Below are 19,161 nucleotides of genomic sequence, written 5' to 3' on the forward strand. Positions count from 1 at the left end.
GGTTGGTACTTTCTACCGCACGCCAAGCCCGGACGCTAAAGCGTTCTGCGAAGTAGGTCAGAAAGTCAACGCAGGCGATACCCTGTGTATCGTTGAAGCGATGAAAATGATGAACCAGATCGAAGCTGACAAGTCAGGCATTGTTAAAGCGATTCTGGTCGAAAGTGGTCAGCCGGTAGAATTTGACGAGCCGCTGGTCGTCATCGAGTAACGAGGCGAACATGCTGGATAAAATTGTTATCGCCAACCGCGGCGAGATTGCACTGCGAATCCTTCGTGCCTGTAAAGAGCTGGGCATCAAGACCGTTGCTGTGCACTCAAGCGCGGATCGCGATCTGAAACACGTTTTACTGGCGGATGAGACGGTCTGTATTGGCCCGGCTCCGTCCGTTAAAAGCTACCTGAATATCCCGGCTATCATCAGCGCCGCTGAGATCACTGGCGCGGTGGCTATTCACCCGGGTTACGGCTTCCTCTCTGAGAACGCCAACTTTGCTGAGCAGGTTGAGCGCTCCGGCTTTATCTTCATCGGCCCGAAAGCTGACACTATTCGCCTGATGGGCGACAAAGTGTCGGCGATCACCGCCATGAAGAAAGCCGGCGTCCCAACCGTACCAGGCTCCGACGGCCCACTGGGCGACGATATGGATGCTAACCGTGCCCATGCTAAACGCATTGGCTACCCGGTTATCATCAAAGCGTCCGGCGGCGGCGGCGGTCGCGGTATGCGCGTTGTGCGTAACGATGCGGATCTGGCTCAGTCCATCGCCATGACCAAAGCTGAAGCGAAAGCCGCTTTCAGCAATGACATGGTGTACATGGAGAAATTCCTCGAGAACCCACGCCACATCGAAATTCAGGTGCTGGCAGACGGTCAGGGCAATGCTATCTATCTGGCAGAACGTGACTGCTCCATGCAGCGCCGCCACCAGAAAGTAGTCGAAGAAGCGCCAGCACCAGGCATCACGCCGGAACTGCGTCGCTACATCGGCGAACGTTGCTCTAAAGCGTGCGTGGATATCGGCTATCGCGGTGCAGGTACCTTCGAGTTCCTGTTCGAAAACGGCGAGTTCTACTTCATTGAGATGAACACCCGTATTCAGGTTGAACACCCGGTTACCGAAATGATCACCGGTGTTGACCTGATCAAAGAACAGCTGCGTATCGCGGCGGGTCAACCGCTGTCCATCAAGCAGGAAGAAGTTGTGGTGAAAGGCCATGCGGTGGAATGCCGTATCAACGCCGAAGACCCGAACACCTTCCTGCCAAGCCCGGGTAAAATCACGCGTTTCCACGCGCCGGGTGGTTTTGGTGTGCGCTGGGAGTCTCATATCTACGCCGGTTACACTGTACCGCCGTACTATGACTCAATGATCGGTAAGCTTATCTGCTACGGCGAATCCCGTGATGTGGCGATTGCCCGCATGAAGAACGCCCTGCAGGAGCTGATCATCGATGGTATCAAAACCAACGTTGAACTGCAGATGCGTATTATGACTGACGAGAACTTCCAGCATGGTGGGACTAACATCCACTATCTGGAGAAAAAGCTCGGTCTTCATGAAAAATAAGCGTACGTAAGCAACAAAAGGCCGGTTAATCCGGCCTTTTTTATTTCTGGGGATTGCTCAGTTCCATCATGTACAATTCCCGCTTTCTTTTCCCACCAGGGACAAAAAATGGACAAACGTTTTGTTCAGGCCAACAAAGAAGCCCGCTGGGCGCTGTGGCTAACCCTTCTCTATCTGGCTGCGTGGTTAGTGGCTGCTTACTTACCTGACTCCCGGATTGGGTTCACGGGCCTGCCGCACTGGTTCGAAATGGCCTGCCTGCTTATCCCGCTGGTGTTTATTGTGCTGTGCTGGGCGATGGTGAAGTTTATCTATCGCGACATCTCGCTGGAGGACGACAATGCAGCTTGAAGTCATTCTGCCGCTGATCGCCTATCTGCTGGTGGTATTCGGTCTGTCCGTGTATGCCATGCGTAAGCGTTCGACTGGCCCTTTCCTTAACGAATATTTCCTCGGCAGTCGCTCCATGGGCGGGATCGTGCTGGCCATGACGTTGACCGCGACCTACATCAGCGCCAGTTCGTTTATTGGTGGCCCGGGCGCAGCCTATAAATATGGCCTTGGCTGGGTACTGCTGGCGATGATCCAGCTCCCTGCCGTCTGGCTCTCGCTGGGTATTCTGGGTAAAAAGTTCGCCATTCTGGCGCGTCGTTATAATGCCGTCACGCTGAACGATATGCTCTTTGCACGCTACCAGAGCCGTCTGCTGGTGTGGCTTGCCAGCCTCAGTTTACTGGTGGCGTTCGTGGGCGCGATGACGGTGCAGTTTATCGGCGGCGCACGCCTGCTGGAAACCGCCGCAGGTATCCCTTACGAAACGGGGCTGCTGATCTTTGGCATCAGTATCGCGCTGTATACCGCTTTTGGTGGTTTTCGCGCCAGCGTGCTTAACGATACGATGCAGGGCATGGTGATGCTGATTGGCACGATCGTGCTGCTGGTGGGCGTAGTGCATGCTGCGGGCGGGTTAGGTCAGGCAGTGGAAACCCTGCAGGCTATCGATCCAAAACTGGTCTCCCCGCAGGGCGCGGATGACATCCTCTCCCCGACCTTCATGACCTCCTTCTGGGTACTGGTCTGCTTCGGGGTGATTGGTCTGCCGCATACCGCCGTACGCTGTATCTCTTACAAAGACAGCAAGGCAGTGCATCGCGGCATCATCATCGGCACCATTGTGGTAGCGATCCTGATGTTCGGTATGCACCTTGCGGGCGCGCTGGGCCGGGCAGTGATCCCGGATCTGACCGTGCCTGATCTGGTGATCCCAACCCTGATGGTCAAGGTCCTGCCACCTTTTGCCGCCGGGATCTTCCTCGCGGCACCCATGGCGGCGATCATGTCGACAATCAACGCCCAGTTGCTGCAAAGTTCCGCTACGATCATCAAAGATCTGTACCTGAGTATGCATCCGGAGCAGATGACCAACGAGCGACGCCTGAAGCGGATGTCGGCGGCGATCACCCTGCTGTTAGGGGCGCTGCTGCTGCTGGCGGCCTGGAAGCCGCCTGAGATGATAATCTGGCTCAATCTGCTGGCCTTTGGCGGGCTGGAAGCCGTGTTCCTGTGGCCGCTGGTGCTGGGGCTGTACTGGGAGCGCGCGAACGCTGCCGGTGCCCTGAGTGCGATGATTGTCGGTGGCGTGCTGTATGCCGTGCTCGCCTCCTTTAATGTTCAGTACCTGGGCTTCCATCCGATTGTGCCTTCGCTACTGTTGAGTTTGCTGGCGTTTGTGGTCGGGAACCGTTTTGGTCAACCTGCGCCGCAGGCAGCCGTCATTTCTACTGATAAATAAAGAGTTTTGCCATGCCGTGGATCCAACTGAAACTGAATACGACCGGCGCCAATGCCGAAGAAATGAGTGATGCGCTGATGGAAACCGGTGCGGTCTCCATCACCTTCCAGGACACGCATGACACCCCGGTGTTTGAACCTCTGCCGGGCGAAACCCGCCTGTGGGGTGACACTGACGTCATCGGCCTGTTCGATGCTGAAACCGACATGAATGAGGTGGTGGCCATTCTGGAAAACCATCCGCTGCTGGGCGCAGGTTTTGTCCACAAGATTGAGCAGCTGGAAGACAAAGACTGGGAGCGCGAGTGGATGGATAACTTCCACCCGATGCAGTTTGGCAAACGTCTGTGGATCTGCCCGAGCTGGCGCGACGTACCGGATGCCAACGCGGTCAACGTAATGCTCGATCCGGGTCTGGCATTCGGAACCGGTACTCACCCAACCACCTCCCTGTGTCTGCAATGGCTCGATGGTCTGGATCTGGACGGCAAAACGGTGATCGACTTTGGCTGTGGATCCGGGATCCTCGCTATCGCCGCCCTGAAGCTGGGTGCCGCAAAAGCGATCGGGATCGACATCGATCCCCAGGCGATTCAGGCCAGCCGCGATAACGCCGAACGTAACGGCGTCTCCGAGCGCCTTGAGCTGTATCTGCCAAACGATCAGCCAGAGGCTATGAAAGCCGATGTGGTCGTCGCCAATATCCTGGCAGGCCCGTTACGTGAGCTGGCGCCATTGATCAGCGTCCTGCCCGTTGACGGCGGTTTACTGGGCCTGTCCGGCATTCTTGCCAGCCAGGCCGACAGCGTGTGTGAAGCGTATGCCGATCTCTTTGCACTCGACCCGGTGGTCGAGAAAGAAGAGTGGTGCCGCATTACGGGTTGCAGAAAGTAAGCATCTGCCCAACTGCCTGACATTTAAACAACGACGTTGATTAAACATCAGGCAGTGATCATGTTCTAAAATGAGACCTGGATCGCAAAGAACAGCTGAAATCTGCTGCTAAAAACAGCAGATTATCCCGCTCAGGGGTATGATTCTTTAAGAAAAAATGAGAAGTTTTGGGAAATTGTAAGCGGCCATAAAATGAGCATAATTAATTAAGTTAATGATTTATATCATTAATATTTTTAAGGGCAGGCCTTTACCGGCGATTCCTTGATCTACAACAGAGGATTGTTCAAAGTTTGGCCTTTCATCTCGTGCGAAAAATGCGTAAGATACGCCGCCTTGCAGTCACAGTATGGTCATTTCTTAACTCATGCGCATCGGACACCACCAGCTCAGAAATCGCCTGATCGCAGCACCTATGGCAGGTATTACCGATCGGCCATTCAGGACGCTGTGCTACGAGATGGGAGCAGGTTTAACCGTTTCCGAGATGATGTCGTCTAACCCGCAGGTTTGGGAAAGCGATAAGTCCCGTCTACGGATGGTGCACATTGATGAACCAGGTATTCGCACCGTGCAAATTGCCGGAAGCGTGCCTGAAGAGATGGCAGATGCCGCGCGTATTAACGTGGAAAGTGGCGCCCAGATTATTGATATCAATATGGGTTGCCCGGCCAAAAAAGTGAATCGCAAGCTTGCAGGTTCAGCCCTTCTGCAATACCCCGACCAGGTGAAGTCTATCCTGACGGCGGTTGTCAGCGCAGTGGACGTCCCTGTTACGTTAAAGATTCGCACGGGTTGGTCGCCGGAACACCGTAACTGTGTAGAAATTGCCCAACTGGCTGAAGACTGTGGTATCCAGGCCCTGACCATTCATGGACGCACTCGCGCCTGTTTGTTCAATGGTGAAGCTGAATACGACAGCATTCGGGCAGTTAAGCAGAAAGTTTCCATTCCGATTATCGCGAATGGTGACATTACTGACCCGCTTAAAGCCAGAGCTGTACTCGACTATACGGGAGCTGATGCTCTGATGATAGGACGTGCAGCTCAGGGAAGACCCTGGATCTTTCGGGAAATCCAGCATTATCTGGACACTGGGGAGTTGCTGCTCCCACTGCCACTGGCAGAGGTAAAGCGCTTGCTATGCGCACATATTCGGGAACTGCATGACTTTTACGGTCAGGCAAAGGGGTACCGAATCGCGCGTAAACACGTATCCTGGTATCTCCAGGAACATGCTCCAGATGACCAGTTTCGGCGCACATTCAACGCCATAGAGGATGCCAGCGAACAGCTGGAGGCGTTGGAGGCATACTTCGAAAATCTTGCGTAATGAAATAAAGAGCTGACAGAACTATGTTCGAACAACGCGTAAATTCTGACGTACTGACCGTTTCTACCGTTAACTCCCAGGACCAGGTGACCCAAAAGCCCCTGCGTGACTCGGTTAAACAGGCACTGAAGAACTATTTTGCTCAACTGAATGGTCAGGATGTGAATGATCTGTATGAGCTGGTACTGGCTGAAGTTGAACAGCCCCTGTTGGACATGGTGATGCAATACACCCGCGGTAACCAGACCCGTGCTGCTCTGATGATGGGCATCAACCGTGGTACGCTGCGTAAGAAATTGAAAAAATACGGCATGAACTGATTTCGATCAGCTAAGTGTTTGTTTAAAAAGGCGCTACTCGGCATGGGGACGCGCCTTTTTTATGCCTGCTCACCCGCCCCTTCTGTCCCCCGCACACCTGCTGTTAACCCCAAACGTAAACATGGGTAACCCCACTTCTCAGCCGTCATTTTTCGTGTATATTTCTCGCACTCTTGTCAACCCTTGCTGGAAACCCAGAATGATCCGTAAGTATTGGTGGTTAGTCGTCTTTGCGATTACCGTTTTCCTGTTCGATGCACTGTTAATGCAGTGGATCGAGCTGATCTCTACGGAAACAGACAAGTGCCGCAACATGAATTCAGTCAATCCTTTAAAGCTGATTAACTGCGAAGATTTAGATTAAGTCACTGCTTTCCCTCGACAAGTGTACGGGCTTAAATCCCTTTGAGGCATTTCTATAGAATGATAATGTCTCAGCCCGTCTCACCCGGTATCACGTAATACCTCACTGCGTATGAGTTGATGAGAGCATGCTGGTTAGCCAATACGACCAAATCCTTGTGGTTATCTCTTTTGTTGTTGCCATTCTTGCCGCCTACACCGCGCTGAATATGGCTGGCCGGGTGGCGGATAGCGCCGGCTTCGCGGCGCGCGTCTGGCTGACGGGTGGCGGGACAGCCATGGGCATCGGTATCTGGGCAATGCACTTTATCGGCATGCTGGCGATGGACGTCTCCATGCGGCTCAATTATGACCTGCTGCTGACGGCGCTATCGATGCTGATTGCGATTGGTGCGTCTCTGTTCGCCCTGTGGCTGGTGAGCCGCGACCACCTGCGTCGGCGTCGGCTGCTGACAGGCGCATTGATTATGGGCTCGGGTATCGTCGCGATGCACTATACCGGGATGGCCGCCCTGCAGGTTGAACCCGCGATCGTCTGGGATATGCGCTGGATTTCGCTTTCCGTGGTCATCGCCCTGATGGCGTCACTCGCGGCGCTGTGGCTGACGTTTCGCCTACGCCGCGATGCCGCTCAGGTCACGCTGATGCGCGCGGGTGCAGCCATTCTGATGGGCGTGGCCATCGCCGGGATGCACTACACCGGGATGAAGGCCGCGCAGTTCCCGGTGCAGAGCCATATGCATCATCATGGGGTGAACGGCAGTTGGCTGGCTGTCCTGGTAAGCGTGCTTGCACTCTCTGTGCTGGGAATTACCCTGCTGGTTTCCATGTTTGATGCCCGCCTGCAGGCCCGCACATCACTGCTTGCCTCATCGCTGGCCAAAGCGAACCGCGAGCTGGCCCAGCTTGCCCTGCACGATACCCTGACGCGCCTGCCCAACCGCGTGCTGCTCGAAGACCGTCTTGACCAGGCGATCAACAAAGCCGATCGCGAAGGGGCGATCTTTGCGCTGATGTTTATGGATCTGGACGGCTTCAAGGCGGTAAACGACGCCTACGGGCATGACACCGGCGATAAGCTGCTGGTCGCTGTCACCGAACGGCTGGAACAGCCCCTGAAGGGCCAGTACACCCTGGCGCGTATTGGCGGGGATGAATTTGTGCTGCTGGCGGAGATCGATACCCCCAACGATGCCGCGTCCCTGGCCAGTGCACTGGTGCACGTCATCGATAAACCCTTCAGCCTTGAGCTGTATGAACTGGTCGTTACCCTTAGCGTGGGAATTGCTATCTACCCCCATGACGGCAAGACCCAGCGTGAACTGATGTTCAACGCTGATGCCGCGATGTACCACACCAAACACATGGGGCGTAACAACTATCACTTCTTCCAGCCATCGATGAATACGCTGGCGCAGCAACAGCTGCAGCTGATGAATGACCTGTGGCTGGCGCTGGATCGCCACGAACTCCATCTGGTGTATCAGCCAAAGTTTCAGGCCCCTGTCGGGCCAATCGTCGGCTTCGAAGCGCTGCTGCGCTGGCAGCACCCGGTTCAGGGGTTACTCGCACCCGACCAGTTCCTGCCGCTGGCAGAGAAAAGCGGGCTGATTGTGCCTATTGGTAACTGGGTGATTGATGAAGCCTGCCGCCAGCTGCGTGAGTGGCATCTGGAAGGTCACACGGAATGGTCCGTTGCGGTGAACCTCTCTACGCTCCAGTTTGAACAACCCCAGCTGGTTGATACCGTTATGCGCAGCCTGGCGCGTCACCATATTCCGCCTCATACCCTGATTCTGGAAGTGACCGAAACGACGGCAATGAACAACCCGAATGAGAGCGTGCGGGTGCTGACCGAGCTGACGCAGGCGGGCGTAAAAGCCTCTATCGATGACTTTGGCACCGGGTACTCCAGCCTGCTGTATCTGAAACGCCTCCCGGCCTGCGAGCTGAAAATTGATCGGGCTTTTGTGAAAGATCTCGGCGGCGAAGGTGACGATGCCACGATTGTTTCCGCTATTGTGGCGCTGGCAAAAACGCTCAATCTGAAGGTGGTGGCAGAAGGGGTAGAAACGCCGGAACAGCAGGAATTTTTAACGCAACTCGGCTGCAACACGCTGCAGGGTTACCTGCTGGGCAAACCCGTTTCGCCACAAACCATCCACGCCCTGAGCCACAATCCGCAAGCGATGCTGACAGAGCAATACTAACCGGGCCGACGCCGCTATTAAGCGACGTGATATGCACGGTGTGACAGCCGTGCTGCCGGTAGCGTCGCCAGGATATTATCGACCAGCGCCGGAGCCTGCTGATACAGATCCAGCCGCTCCGGGCTCATTAACCAGTTTTTTACCAGCCCACAGAAAAAGCCATGAAAAACAATTAACGTGGTATCAATATTGACCCGGGAAGAGATGCGACCCAGCGCAATACATTTTTGCAGCATCCCGCGAACATTTTCATAGTTGAATCCAATCCCTTCACGAATTTCATTTTCCGAAATCATGCCCTTTTCAAATTCACATTTGTGATAAAGGATTTGCAATAACGTACGCTGACGGGGATCACGGGCAATATATTGTAGAGCAGTAACAAACTGCTCACGCAATATCAATAACGGATCGTCCTCTTCCGCCAGTACGAGTCGATCGCGAATAATTTCCCGTAGCGGGCGTTGTTCTTGCCAGATAGCATTGAATATTTCCGTTTTACTGGTGAAATGCCAGTAAATAGCACCCCGGGTCAGGCGGGCCGCGTCGGCGATATCCGACAGCGTAGTGTTTGCGACACCGCGTGCTGCAAACTGCTCTATCGCCGCCTCAATCAACGACTGGCGTGTCTTCAGAGCTTCAGCCTTCGTTTTACGCGCCATTCAGATTCACTCGTTTAACGTATTAAATACTTTTAAATAACATCGACGATGGTCGTCAGAGTGTGAATTATCGATCAGCCTAAAAAATAATTCTGAACAAAAAACGCCAATGTGCGTAATTTATAATTCGCACTGATAATTCGAGAGTATTTAATTCATAAAACATATGAATGCCGTTAAAGGAAAATGTATCCATTCATTATGTTGAATGCGCTATCCTGTTGTTTGTTCTTGTTCTGCGCCTTTTCCTTGTCCTACATCCCTTTCGCCGCACTTATAAATCATAAACCTATCCGCTCATTCTTTATTATGACGCCCGCCGTTTTCTGTTTACCTCTCCTCAACGCTTAACCCTGTGCGGTTAATGCGGGTTAAGGATTTTGAAGGAATAGTCATGACGCTTCATTTCAGATTTTTACCCTTATCCGGTTTTATCATCGGTGCCGCATTGCTCGTGGGTTGTGATAATAACGGCGGACAGGTACAGCAACCACCGTCACCGCAGGTTACCGTGCATGTAGTGAAAAGTGCACCGCTGACGGTGACCACCGAACTGCCGGGCAGGACAGATGCCTTTCGCGTCGCCGAGGTTCGCCCGCAGGTGAACGGTATTGTGCTTAAGCGCAATTTTCAGGAAGGCAGCGATATAAAAGCAGGCGATTCGCTGTACCAGATCGATCCGGCCACCTATCAGGCCGCATTTGACAGTGCGTCAGGCGAGTTAGCCAAAGCGCAGGCAGCAGCGAATATTGCCCATCTGACCGTCAAGCGCTATCTGCCGCTGGTCGGCACCCAGTACGTCAGCAAACAGGAATACGATCAGTCGGTAGCCGACGCCCGACAGGCAGATGCCAGCGTAATGGCCGCCAAAGCGAGCGTAGAGAGCGCACGCATTAATCTTGCGTACACCAAAGTCACCTCGCCTATCAGCGGACGTATCGGTAAATCCAGCATCACAGAAGGCGCGCTGGTCGCCAACGGTCAGGCCTCCGCGCTGGCCACGGTGCAGCAGCTGGATCCGATGTATGTCGATGTCACGCAATCCAGCAATGATTTTATGCGCCTCAAGCAGTCCAGCCTGCAAACGGGCGAAGCTGCCCGCTCCGTGCAGCTGCTGATGGAAAATGGTCAGCCCTACCCGCTCAAAGGCTCACTGCAATTCTCCGATGTGACGGTCGATGAAAGTACCGGTTCGATTACCCTACGGGCAATCTTCCCTAACCCCCGGCATATCCTGCTGCCCGGCATGTTTGTGCGGGCGCGCATTGATGAAGGTATCCAGCCTAAAGCGATCCTGGTGCCCCAGCAGGGCGTCACGCGAACGCCGCGCGGCGAAGCCAGCGTAATGGTGGTGAATGCACAAAATCAGGTCGAAGCGCGAAGCGTAGTGGCAACACAGGCCGTCGGCGATCAATGGCTGATCGATGACGGACTGCAGGATGGTGACCGGGTCATCATCAGCGGGCTACAAAAAATCCATCCTGGCGTGACGGTCGTGGCCACACCCGACACCACTGCACAGAAAGCCGGATAAGGAACAGAGTATGGCTAACTTCTTTATCCAGCGCCCGGTCTTTGCCTGGGTGCTCGCCATCATTCTGATGATTGCGGGTGGGCTGGCGATCCTGAAACTCCCGGTTGCCCAGTACCCCACCATTGCACCGCCGGCGGTTGCTATCTCCGCCACCTACCCCGGGGCAGATGCGCAAACCGTGCAAGATACGGTGACGCAGGTGATCGAGCAGAACATGAACGGTATCGATAACCTGATGTACATGTCGTCCACCAGCGATTCGGCGGGCAGCGTGACCATTACCCTGACCTTCGAGTCGGGCACTGACCCGGATATTGCCCAGGTACAGGTGCAGAATAAACTGCAGCTGGCAATGCCGCTGCTGCCGCAGGAAGTGCAGCAGCAAGGGATTGGCGTAGAGAAGTCGAGCAGCAGCTTCCTGCTGGTGGCGGGCTTTGTTTCAGATAACAAAGACCTGACCCAGGATGATATCTCTGACTATGTCGCCTCTAACGTCAAAGATTCGATCAGCCGCACCTCTGGGGTGGGCGATGTGCAGTTGTTTGGTGCCCAGTATGCGATGCGCATCTGGCTGGATGCGAATGCGCTCAATGCCTATCAACTGACCCCGCTGGACGTGATTAATCAGCTCAAAGCCCAGAACAACCAAATCGCCGCAGGCCAGCTCGGCGGTACGCCGTCCGTACCGGGCCAGCAGCTTAACGCCTCGATCATCGCCCAGACGCGACTGAAAACGGCTGAAGAGTTTGGCAACATCACCCTGAAGGTGAATCAGGACGGGTCGATGGTGCATCTGAAAGATGTGGCCCGGATTGCGCCCGGTGGCGAGAACTACAATATGGTCACCAAAATCAATGGTCAGGCGGCGACCGGGCTGGGGATCAAGCTGGCAACCGGCGCCAATGCGCTGGATACCGCAGCGGCGATCAAAACCAAGCTGGCACAGCTGCAGGCGTTTTTCCCGCAGGGGCTGAAGGTGGTCTATCCGTATGACACCACGCCGTTTGTGAAGATCTCCATCCATGAAGTGGTGAAGACCCTGTTTGAAGCCATCATCCTGGTCTTCCTCGTCATGTACCTGTTCCTGCAGAACCTGCGCGCCACGCTGATCCCGACCATTGCCGTGCCGGTGGTGTTGCTGGGGACATTTGCGGTGCTGGCGGCCTTTGGCTTCTCCATTAACACGCTCACCATGTTTGGGATGGTACTGGCGATAGGCCTGCTGGTGGATGACGCCATCGTGGTGGTAGAGAACGTCGAGCGAGTGATGGTCGAGGACAAGCTGCCGCCAAAAGAGGCGACGCAGAAATCGATGGAGCAGATTCAGGGGGCGCTGGTCGGTATCGCCATGGTGCTGTCGGCGGTGTTTATCCCGATGGCCTTCTTCGGTGGCTCCACCGGGGCGATTTATCGTCAGTTCTCCCTGACTATCGTCTCGGCGATGGCGCTTTCTGTACTGGTGGCGCTGATCCTGACTCCGGCGCTGTGCGCCACCCTGCTCAAGGCCCCCAGCGAGCATCATGAGAAAAAAGGTGGATTCTTCGGCTGGTTCAATACCCTGTTCGATAAAAGCGTGGCGCACTACAGCAACAGCGTCAGCCATATTTTGCGTAAAACGGGACGCTATCTGGTGGTGTACATCGTCATTGTCGGCGGCATGACGGTGCTCTTTATGCGCCTGCCGACCTCGTTCCTTCCGGAAGAGGACCAGGGCGTGTTTATGACGATGGTGCAACTCCCTGCTGGTGCGACACAGACCCGCACACAGCAGGTGTTGGATCAGGTTGAGCACTACTATCTGAACAACGAGAAGGCTAACGTGGCGTCGGTCTTTACCGTTAACGGCTTTAGCTTTAGCGGCCAGGGGCAGAATTCAGGGATAGCCTTTATCAGCCTTAGGCCCTGGGAGGCGCGTTCCGGTGAGGTCAACAGCGTCGGTGCGATTGTCAGCCGGGCAACGCGGGCCTTTAGCCAGATCAAGGACGGACTGGTGTTCCCGTTTAACCTGCCGGCCATTATTGAGCTTGGCACCGCAACAGGTTTCGATTTTGAATTGATTGATCAGGCTAATCTGGGACATACCTCGCTGACGCAGGCCCGAAACCAGCTACTGGGCATGATCAAACAGCACCCGGACCTGCTGGTGCGCGTGCGGCCAAACGGGCTGGAAGATACGCCTCAGTTCAAGCTGGATATTGATCAGGAGAAAGCGCAGGCGCTGGGCGTCAGCGTGTCGGACATTAACCAGACCATCTCCACCGCCCTCGGTGGCACCTACGTGAACGACTACATCGATCGCGGTCGGGTGAAGAAAGTGTATGTCCAGGCTGACGCGCCTTTCCGCATGTTGCCGGAAGATATTAATCGCCTGTTTGTGCGCAGCGCCAACGGCTCGATGGTGCCTCTCTCCGCGTTTAGCCAGTCGCACTGGATCTATGGTTCACCGCGACTCGAACGCTACAACGGCAGCCCGTCGATGGAGATTCTGGGCGAAGCGGCACCGGGTAAAAGTACCGGTGAAGCGATGGTCTTAATGGAACAGCTGGCGGCTAAACTGCCTAACGGTATCGGTTACGACTGGACGGGAATGTCCTATCAGGAGCGTTTGTCAGGCAACCAGGCACCTGCCCTGTACGCCATCTCACTGGTGGTGGTGTTCCTGTGCCTGGCGGCACTGTATGAGAGCTGGTCGATACCGTTCTCGGTGATGCTGGTGGTGCCGCTCGGGGTCATTGGTGCCCTGCTCGCGGCCTCCTTGCGTGGCTTAAACAACGATGTCTATTTCCAGGTTGGCCTGCTCACCACCATCGGCCTGTCGGCAAAGAACGCCATTCTGATCGTCGAATTTGCCAAGGATCTGATGGATAAGGAGGGCAAAGGGATGATTGAAGCCACGCTGGAAGCCTCCCGCATGCGACTTCGTCCCATCCTGATGACCTCGCTGGCGTTTATACTGGGGGTGATGCCGCTGGTCATTAGCCATGGTGCAGGCAGCGGCGCGCAAAACGCCGTGGGCACCGGGGTGATGGGCGGTATGCTTTCGGCAACCCTGCTGGCAATATTCTTTGTGCCGGTCTTCTTTGTGGTGGTGCGAAGACGCTTTACGCGTCATAGCGAACAGTAATAGTTAAAGGCGCCACCCGGCGCCTTTTCTTTAGTGAATAAACAGGCGAAGAGCACCAACCATTTATTTTACTTATTAATTAGCACAACAATTAATTGTTTATGTATCGGTATAAGAATGAGATTTTTGCCCGCCTCTCTCCCCACTTTCTCCATTATTGAATCCAGTCGATATCGTTTTCTCCATGATTTTTACAATCAAAATAATTTGAGATTATTCACTCTTCATCGCCTTTTTGAACAGGTGGTAAAATAGCCACCTGCTTTGCGTAAGACCTTGCTGGCGATATCGCGAAGTAAGATTTCATTTTGAGGTAACACCATGAAAAGATTAATTTCAGTTGCTCTGCTTGCCGCACTCCTTGCGGGTTGCGCGCATGATTCTCCGTGTGTCCCGGTTTACGACGATCAGGGTCGCCTGGTTCACACCAATACCTGTATGAAAGGGACCACTCAGGATAACTGGGAAACAGCCGGCGCGATAGCAGGCGGTGCAGCGGCCATTGCAGGCCTGACGCTGGGTATCATCGCCGTGTCTAAGTAATCCAGAAAGCGCGGATCGTTCCGCGCTTTTGCTTTCTCTTCAGACCTTATTCCCGCAAGATAAAATAAACACCCCGCCCAAAATTTAGGTTAATAAATAAATCTGCGCTGGCTCACAGCATAGATACAATGCCCTCCCTTCTGTTATTAATGCCAGAAACACGCCCTTTCATTTCACGTTCACTGCACCAGACTTTCGCTCTGATTTGTGGCACAGGTTGTAATTTCGCACCATTTCAGGGCGCTCGATTTAATTATCCCTGTCTACACTCTGCTTTACGCGTTGCGTAATCGCTTATTACGTTTAATGCAAAAACTGGCATCACGTTTGCTTTATTAACGTCGGCCACAGCCACAGACAGGTTAAAGCGTTTATAAGACGCTTCACTATAACGATAATTTTCGCCACACAGGATGCATTATGAAAAAGATGATGATGGCCAGCCTGGCCGCTGCAAGTGTGCTGCTTGCGATTGCCAGTCAGGCTCAGGCGGGTGCAACGCTGGATGCCGTAAAGAAGAAGGGCTTTGTGCAGTGTGGGATCAGTGATGGGTTGCCGGGTTTCTCTTACGCTGATGCCAGCGGTAAATTCTCGGGTATTGATGTGGATATCTGTCGTGGCGTGGCCGCAGCCGTATTAGGCGATGACACCAAAGTTAAATATACACCGCTGACCGCAAAAGAGCGCTTCACCGCATTGCAATCCGGCGAAGTAGATCTGCTTTCACGTAATACTACCTGGACCTCCTCACGCGATACCGGAATGGGCATGTCCTTTACCGGGGTGACCTATTACGACGGCATCGGCTTCCTGACGCACAATAAAGCCGGCCTGAAGAGCGCGAAAGAGCTGGATGGCGCGACCGTCTGTATCCAGGCAGGGACCGACACTGAACTGAACGTGGCGGATTACTTCAAAGCCAACAATATGAAATACACGCCGGTCACCTTCGACCGCTCCGATGAATCCGCCAAAGCCCTGGAGTCTGGCCGCTGCGATACGCTGGCGTCGGATCAGTCTCAGCTGTATGCCCTGCGCATCAAGCTGAGTAATCCTGCGGAATGGCTGGTACTACCTGAAGTGATCTCCAAAGAGCCTTTAGGCCCGGTAGTGCGTCGCGGGGATGACGAATGGAACTCCGTAGTTCGCTGGACTCTGTTCGCCATGCTCAACGCCGAAGAGATGGGCGTTAACTCGAAAAACGTAGATGAGAAAGCCGCTAACCCATCAACGCCAGACATGGCGCATCTGCTGGGTAAAGAGGGTGATTACGGCAAAGATCTGAAGCTTGATAACAAATGGGCGTACAACATCATTAAAAAAGTGGGTAATTACGCTGAAATCTTCGAGCGCAACGTGGGTTCCGAGAGCGCGTTGAAGATTAAACGTGGCCAGAACAACCTCTGGAACAACGGCGGCATTCAGTACGCACCGCCAGTGCGATAAGTATTTTGCTGTAACGGGCACTGCCAATGCAGTGCCCCATCAGAGTCATGGTTACCCGAGGTTTTTATGTCCCATCGCCGCTTAGCACTAAAAGGAGCCTTCTCCTTTTCTAACCCTGCGGTTCGCGCCTGGCTGTTTCAGATCCTCGCTATTCTCGCCGTGCTGGCCGTCGCGATCTATTTATTCCATAACACTGTTACCAACCTGAGCACGCGGGGCATTACTTCGGGCTTTGCTTTTCTTGACCGCAGCGCGGGCTTTGGCATTGTTCAACATTTAATTGATTACAGCGAAGGTGACACCTACGGCCGCGTATTCCTGGTCGGCCTGATGAATACCCTGCTGGTGTCAGCGCTGTGCATCGTTTTTGCTTCCCTGTTAGGGTTTTTCCTCGGGCTCGCGAGGCTGTCTGATAACTGGCTGCTGCGCAAACTGTCCACCGTTTATATTGAGACCTTTCGTAATATCCCCCCGCTGCTGCAGATCTTTTTCTGGTATTTCGCCGTGCTGCGTAACCTGCCAGGTCCACGCCAGGCGGTTGATGCCTTCGATCTGGCTTTTTTAAGCAATCGTGGTTTGTATATCCCGGCCCCGCAGTTCGCAGAAGGAATGCTGGCGCTGCTCGTGGCGCTGGTGTGTGTGGCGGGAATATCAGTCGCGCTGTTCCGTTTTAACCGTAACCTGCAGATGAAAACCGGGCAATTGCGACGCACATGGCCTGTCACTCTCATTCTGCTGGCGATCCTGCCGTGGCTGGCTCATGTCATTTTTGGTCCAGCGCTGCACTGGGATGTTCCTCAGCTGCAGGGGTTTAACTTCCGCGGCGGCATGGTCCTGATCCCGGAGCTTGCCGCGCTGACCCTGGCGCTCTCGATCTACACCTCTGCCTTTATCGCAGAAATTATCCGCTCCGGTATTCAGGCGGTTCCCTATGGTCAGCATGAAGCCGCTCGTTCACTCGGACTGCCAAACCCGGTCACCCTGCGCCAGGTGATCCTGCCTCAGGCACTGCGGGTCATCATCCCCCCGCTGACCAGTCAGTATCTGAATATCGTGAAAAACTCGTCTTTGGCAGCGGCCATTGGCTATCCCGATATGGTTTCGCTCTTTGCCGGGACCGTACTCAACCAAACCGGACAGGCCATCGAAACCATTGCCATCACCATGTCGGTTTATCTGATCATCAGTCTGACCATTTCTCTGCTGATGAATATCTATAACCGCCGCATCGCACTGGTTGAACGCTAAGGAGCCATGATGACAAAAGCTGTATTGTCTCACCCCGCGTCTCCGGGCAGGACCGGTAACGGACGCATCATCACATGGGCGCGTAAGAATCTGTTCTCCAGCTGGAGCAATACCCTGCTTACGTTGGTGTGCTTTTGGCTGATGTGGGAACTGATCCCACCGCTGCTGAACTGGGCCTTTTTGCAGGCTAACTGGGTCGGTACAACACGAGCCGACTGCACCAAAGAGGGCGCCTGCTGGGTCTTTATCCACCAACGTTTTGGCCAGTTTATGTATGGGCTCTATCCTCACGATCAGCGCTGGCGCATCAATGTTGCGCTGATCGTCGGAATGCTCTCCATCATCCCGATGTTCTGGAGCAAACTGCCGCGTCGCGGGCGATACATTGCCTGCTGGGCGGTGCTTTATCCTGTTATCGTCTGGTGGCTGCTGTATGGCGGATCGCTCGGGCTCACTCACGTCGAAACCCGCCAGTGGGGCGGTCTGACGCTGACGCTGATTATTGCCTCTGTGGGAATTGCCGGAGCATTACCGCTGGGTATTTTGCTGGCATTGGGTCGCCGCTCCACGATGCCGGTCGTACGCGTCCTGTCCGTTATTTTCATTGAGTTCTGGCGTGGCGTACCGCTGATCACCGTGCTGTTTATGTCATCCGTGATGCTGCCGCTTTTTATGGCGGAAGGCACGACCATCGACAAACTGCTCCGCGCCCTGGTCGGCGTCATTCTGTTCCAGTCGGCCTATGTCGCGGAAGTGGTTCGGGGAGGATTGCAGGCGCTGCCAAAAGGTCAGTATGAAGCAGCGGAATCGCTGGCGTTGGGCTACTGGAAAACGCAGGGGTTAGTGATCCTGCCGCAGGCGCTGAAGCTGGTGATCCCCGGCCTGGTTAACACCATTATCGCGTTGTTCAAAGACACCAGTCTGGTCATTATCATTGGATTATTCGATCTCTTCAGTAGCGTGCAACAGGCTACCGTCGACCCAGCATGGCTGGGCATGTCGACAGAAGGCTATGTTTTTGCTGCACTTATCTACTGGATTTTCTGTTTTAGCATGTCGCGCTATAGCCAGCATCTGGAAAAGCGCTTTAACACCGGGCGTTCACCGCACTGAGGAATTTATGAGCCAGATAACTATGACACCCGCTGACGCGATGATTACACTGGATAACGTGAATAAGTGGTATGGACAATTTCACGTCCTGAAAGACATCAACCTGAAGGTGAAGCAAGGAGAACGCATTGTTCTGTGCGGGCCTTCAGGGTCGGGTAAATCCACGACCATTCGCTGTATTAACCACCTTGAAGAGCATCAGCAAGGCCGGATTGTGGTGGATGGCATCGAACTGAACGATGATATTCGTAACGTTGAGCGCGTCCGCCAGGAAGTGGGTATGGTCTTCCAGCATTTCAATTTGTTTCCCCATCTGACGGTGCTACAGAACTGTACGTTGGCCCCTGTCTGGGTGCGTAAAATGCCAAAAAAAGAAGCCGAGGCGCTGGCCATGCACTATCTGGAACGCGTGCGTATCGCGGAACATGCGCACAAATTCCCGGGCCAAATCTCGGGTGGTCAGCAGCAGCGCGTAGCGATCGCACGTTCCCTGTGTATGAAACCGAAGATTATGCTGTTTGACGAACCCACCTCGGCACTCGATCCAGAGATGGTAAAAGAGGTACTTGATACCATGATTGGGCTGGCGCAATCGGGTATGACCATGCTGTGTGTAACGCATGAAATGGGCTTTGCCAGAACGGTAGCGGACCGTGTGATCTTTATGGATCGCGGAGAAATCGTCGAGCAGGCGCCGCCGGAGGAGTTTTTTGCCCACCCGAAATCAGAACGTACGCGCGCATTCTTGTCGCAGGTCATTCACTGAGTTTGATCGGCCCGGTGGTGTCTCACGCCCCGGGCATGATGCTTTCGTAACGGATAAACGCAAAAAGGCCATCCTTTCGGATGGCCTTTTCACTTAATTGATGTCTGGCAGTTCCCTACTCTCGCATGGGGAGACCCCACACTACCATCGGCGCTACGGCGTTTCACTTCTGAGTTCGGCATGGGGTCAGGTGGGACCACCGCGCTACAGCCGCCAGACAAATTCTTTTCTATGTGCCGAACT

The 19,161-nt window shown here is 54.3% G+C and carries 17 protein-coding genes and 1 rRNA gene; 16 read left to right on the forward strand and 2 right to left on the reverse strand.

Translation table 11 applies throughout. The features are described 5' to 3' along the window. The 9 genes from accB to ACRDD5_RS13900 all read left to right on the forward strand — a co-directional run. Positions 1 to 211 (forward strand): acetyl-CoA carboxylase biotin carboxyl carrier protein (gene accB, locus ACRDD5_RS13860; RefSeq protein WP_438677074.1); only part of this gene is annotated, 211 nt, incomplete at its 5' end. A gap of 10 nt (positions 212 to 221) precedes the next feature. Further along, on the forward strand, positions 222 to 1,571 hold the full coding sequence (gene accC, locus ACRDD5_RS13865; protein WP_271284312.1) for an acetyl-CoA carboxylase biotin carboxylase subunit: 1,350 nt from the start codon (positions 222 to 224) through the stop codon (positions 1,569 to 1,571). A 108-nt stretch (positions 1,572 to 1,679) separates the two neighbouring features. Next, positions 1,680 to 1,922 (forward strand): YhdT family protein, encoded by a 243-nt coding sequence (locus ACRDD5_RS13870; RefSeq protein ID WP_271284311.1) that lies wholly within the window; start codon positions 1,680 to 1,682, stop codon positions 1,920 to 1,922. Continuing rightward, entirely contained in the window at positions 1,912 to 3,363 is a 1,452-nt protein-coding gene (gene panF / locus ACRDD5_RS13875) for a sodium/pantothenate symporter (protein ID WP_438677075.1), read from the forward strand. The genes ACRDD5_RS13870 and panF overlap by 11 nt, the downstream gene beginning before the upstream one ends. Before the next feature lie 11 nt (positions 3,364 to 3,374). After that, positions 3,375 to 4,256 (forward strand): 50S ribosomal protein L11 methyltransferase, encoded by an 882-nt coding sequence (prmA, locus tag ACRDD5_RS13880; RefSeq protein ID WP_438677076.1) that lies wholly within the window; start codon positions 3,375 to 3,377, stop codon positions 4,254 to 4,256. 367 nt (positions 4,257 to 4,623) lie between these two features. Further along, complete coding sequence (gene dusB, locus ACRDD5_RS13885) at positions 4,624 to 5,589, forward strand: tRNA dihydrouridine synthase DusB (protein WP_271268380.1); 966 nt, start codon at positions 4,624 to 4,626, stop codon at positions 5,587 to 5,589. A gap of 23 nt (positions 5,590 to 5,612) precedes the next feature. After that, positions 5,613 to 5,909 (forward strand): DNA-binding transcriptional regulator Fis, encoded by a 297-nt coding sequence (fis, locus tag ACRDD5_RS13890; protein WP_000462905.1) that lies wholly within the window; start codon positions 5,613 to 5,615, stop codon positions 5,907 to 5,909. Between the two features lie 199 nt (positions 5,910 to 6,108). Beyond that, positions 6,109 to 6,273, forward strand: a complete 165-nt coding sequence (locus ACRDD5_RS13895) for a DUF2556 family protein (protein ID WP_271284307.1) — start codon at positions 6,109 to 6,111, stop codon at positions 6,271 to 6,273. Positions 6,274 to 6,400: 127 nt separating this feature from the next. Beyond that, complete coding sequence (locus tag ACRDD5_RS13900) at positions 6,401 to 8,482, forward strand: putative bifunctional diguanylate cyclase/phosphodiesterase (protein ID WP_271284306.1); 2,082 nt, start codon at positions 6,401 to 6,403, stop codon at positions 8,480 to 8,482. A gap of 17 nt (positions 8,483 to 8,499) precedes the next feature. Here the strand turns inward: ACRDD5_RS13900 and envR are convergent, their stop codons facing one another. Next, positions 8,500 to 9,144: an acrEF/envCD operon transcriptional regulator gene (envR, locus tag ACRDD5_RS13905; RefSeq protein ID WP_438677077.1), complete on the reverse strand. Its 645-nt coding sequence runs from the start codon at positions 9,142 to 9,144 to the stop codon at positions 8,500 to 8,502. Positions 9,145 to 9,538: 394 nt separating this feature from the next. Here envR and ACRDD5_RS13910 point away from each other — a divergent pair, with 394 nt between their 5' ends. The 7 genes from ACRDD5_RS13910 to ACRDD5_RS13940 all read left to right on the forward strand — a co-directional run bounded on the left by ACRDD5_RS13910 (position 9,539) and on the right by ACRDD5_RS13940 (position 18,918). Continuing rightward, positions 9,539 to 10,678: an efflux RND transporter periplasmic adaptor subunit gene (locus tag ACRDD5_RS13910; RefSeq protein WP_438677078.1), complete on the forward strand. Its 1,140-nt coding sequence runs from the start codon at positions 9,539 to 9,541 to the stop codon at positions 10,676 to 10,678. A gap of 10 nt (positions 10,679 to 10,688) precedes the next feature. Beyond that, the gene (locus ACRDD5_RS13915; RefSeq protein WP_438677079.1) at positions 10,689 to 13,802 is read left to right on the forward strand and encodes an efflux RND transporter permease subunit; all 3,114 of its coding nucleotides are present in this window, start codon (positions 10,689 to 10,691) and stop codon (positions 13,800 to 13,802) included. A 321-nt stretch (positions 13,803 to 14,123) separates the two neighbouring features. Further along, on the forward strand, positions 14,124 to 14,345 hold the full coding sequence (locus ACRDD5_RS13920) for a lipoprotein (RefSeq protein WP_271284302.1): 222 nt from the start codon (positions 14,124 to 14,126) through the stop codon (positions 14,343 to 14,345). 420 nt (positions 14,346 to 14,765) lie between these two features. Beyond that, positions 14,766 to 15,791: an amino acid ABC transporter substrate-binding protein gene (locus ACRDD5_RS13925; protein WP_438677080.1), complete on the forward strand. Its 1,026-nt coding sequence runs from the start codon at positions 14,766 to 14,768 to the stop codon at positions 15,789 to 15,791. A 66-nt stretch (positions 15,792 to 15,857) separates the two neighbouring features. Next, the gene (locus ACRDD5_RS13930) at positions 15,858 to 17,039 is read left to right on the forward strand and encodes an amino acid ABC transporter permease (protein ID WP_271284300.1); all 1,182 of its coding nucleotides are present in this window, start codon (positions 15,858 to 15,860) and stop codon (positions 17,037 to 17,039) included. A gap of 9 nt (positions 17,040 to 17,048) precedes the next feature. After that, positions 17,049 to 18,152: an amino acid ABC transporter permease gene (locus tag ACRDD5_RS13935; RefSeq protein ID WP_271284626.1), complete on the forward strand. Its 1,104-nt coding sequence runs from the start codon at positions 17,049 to 17,051 to the stop codon at positions 18,150 to 18,152. Between the two features lie 7 nt (positions 18,153 to 18,159). Next, positions 18,160 to 18,918: an amino acid ABC transporter ATP-binding protein gene (locus tag ACRDD5_RS13940; protein WP_271284299.1), complete on the forward strand. Its 759-nt coding sequence runs from the start codon at positions 18,160 to 18,162 to the stop codon at positions 18,916 to 18,918. A 102-nt stretch (positions 18,919 to 19,020) separates the two neighbouring features. Here ACRDD5_RS13940 and rrf read toward each other — a convergent pair. Continuing rightward, positions 19,021 to 19,136, reverse strand: a 5S ribosomal RNA gene (gene rrf, locus ACRDD5_RS13945). Positions 19,137 to 19,161 lie beyond the last annotated feature (25 nt).

Origin of the sequence: Silvania sp., from assembly GCF_051656365.1 — a bacterium.
Classification (GTDB): Bacteria; Pseudomonadota; Gammaproteobacteria; order Enterobacterales; family Enterobacteriaceae; genus Enterobacter; species Enterobacter hatchlandensis.

What these genes read in the sequence shown, in the direction of transcription:
- panF (WP_438677075.1), top strand. Translation starts at nt 1,912, where the DNA reads ATGCAGCTTGAAGTCATTCTGCCGCTGATCGCCTATCTGCTGGTGGTA.
- ACRDD5_RS13930 (WP_271284300.1), top strand. Translation starts at nt 15,858, where the DNA reads ATGTCCCATCGCCGCTTAGCACTAAAAGGAGCCTTCTCCTTTTCTAAC.
- accC (WP_271284312.1), top strand. Translation starts at nt 222, where the DNA reads ATGCTGGATAAAATTGTTATCGCCAACCGCGGCGAGATTGCACTGCGA.
- ACRDD5_RS13920 (WP_271284302.1), top strand. Translation starts at nt 14,124, where the DNA reads ATGAAAAGATTAATTTCAGTTGCTCTGCTTGCCGCACTCCTTGCGGGT.
- fis (WP_000462905.1), top strand. Translation starts at nt 5,613, where the DNA reads ATGTTCGAACAACGCGTAAATTCTGACGTACTGACCGTTTCTACCGTT.
- ACRDD5_RS13940 (WP_271284299.1), top strand. Translation starts at nt 18,160, where the DNA reads ATGAGCCAGATAACTATGACACCCGCTGACGCGATGATTACACTGGAT.
- ACRDD5_RS13900 (WP_271284306.1), top strand. Translation starts at nt 6,401, where the DNA reads ATGCTGGTTAGCCAATACGACCAAATCCTTGTGGTTATCTCTTTTGTT.
- ACRDD5_RS13870 (WP_271284311.1), top strand. Translation starts at nt 1,680, where the DNA reads ATGGACAAACGTTTTGTTCAGGCCAACAAAGAAGCCCGCTGGGCGCTG.
- envR (WP_438677077.1), bottom strand. Translation starts at nt 9,144, where the DNA reads ATGGCGCGTAAAACGAAGGCTGAAGCTCTGAAGACACGCCAGTCGTTG.
- ACRDD5_RS13935 (WP_271284626.1), top strand. Translation starts at nt 17,049, where the DNA reads ATGACAAAAGCTGTATTGTCTCACCCCGCGTCTCCGGGCAGGACCGGT.
- dusB (WP_271268380.1), top strand. Translation starts at nt 4,624, where the DNA reads ATGCGCATCGGACACCACCAGCTCAGAAATCGCCTGATCGCAGCACCT.
- ACRDD5_RS13895 (WP_271284307.1), top strand. Translation starts at nt 6,109, where the DNA reads ATGATCCGTAAGTATTGGTGGTTAGTCGTCTTTGCGATTACCGTTTTC.
- ACRDD5_RS13910 (WP_438677078.1), top strand. Translation starts at nt 9,539, where the DNA reads ATGACGCTTCATTTCAGATTTTTACCCTTATCCGGTTTTATCATCGGT.
- prmA (WP_438677076.1), top strand. Translation starts at nt 3,375, where the DNA reads ATGCCGTGGATCCAACTGAAACTGAATACGACCGGCGCCAATGCCGAA.
- ACRDD5_RS13915 (WP_438677079.1), top strand. Translation starts at nt 10,689, where the DNA reads ATGGCTAACTTCTTTATCCAGCGCCCGGTCTTTGCCTGGGTGCTCGCC.
- ACRDD5_RS13925 (WP_438677080.1), top strand. Translation starts at nt 14,766, where the DNA reads ATGAAAAAGATGATGATGGCCAGCCTGGCCGCTGCAAGTGTGCTGCTT.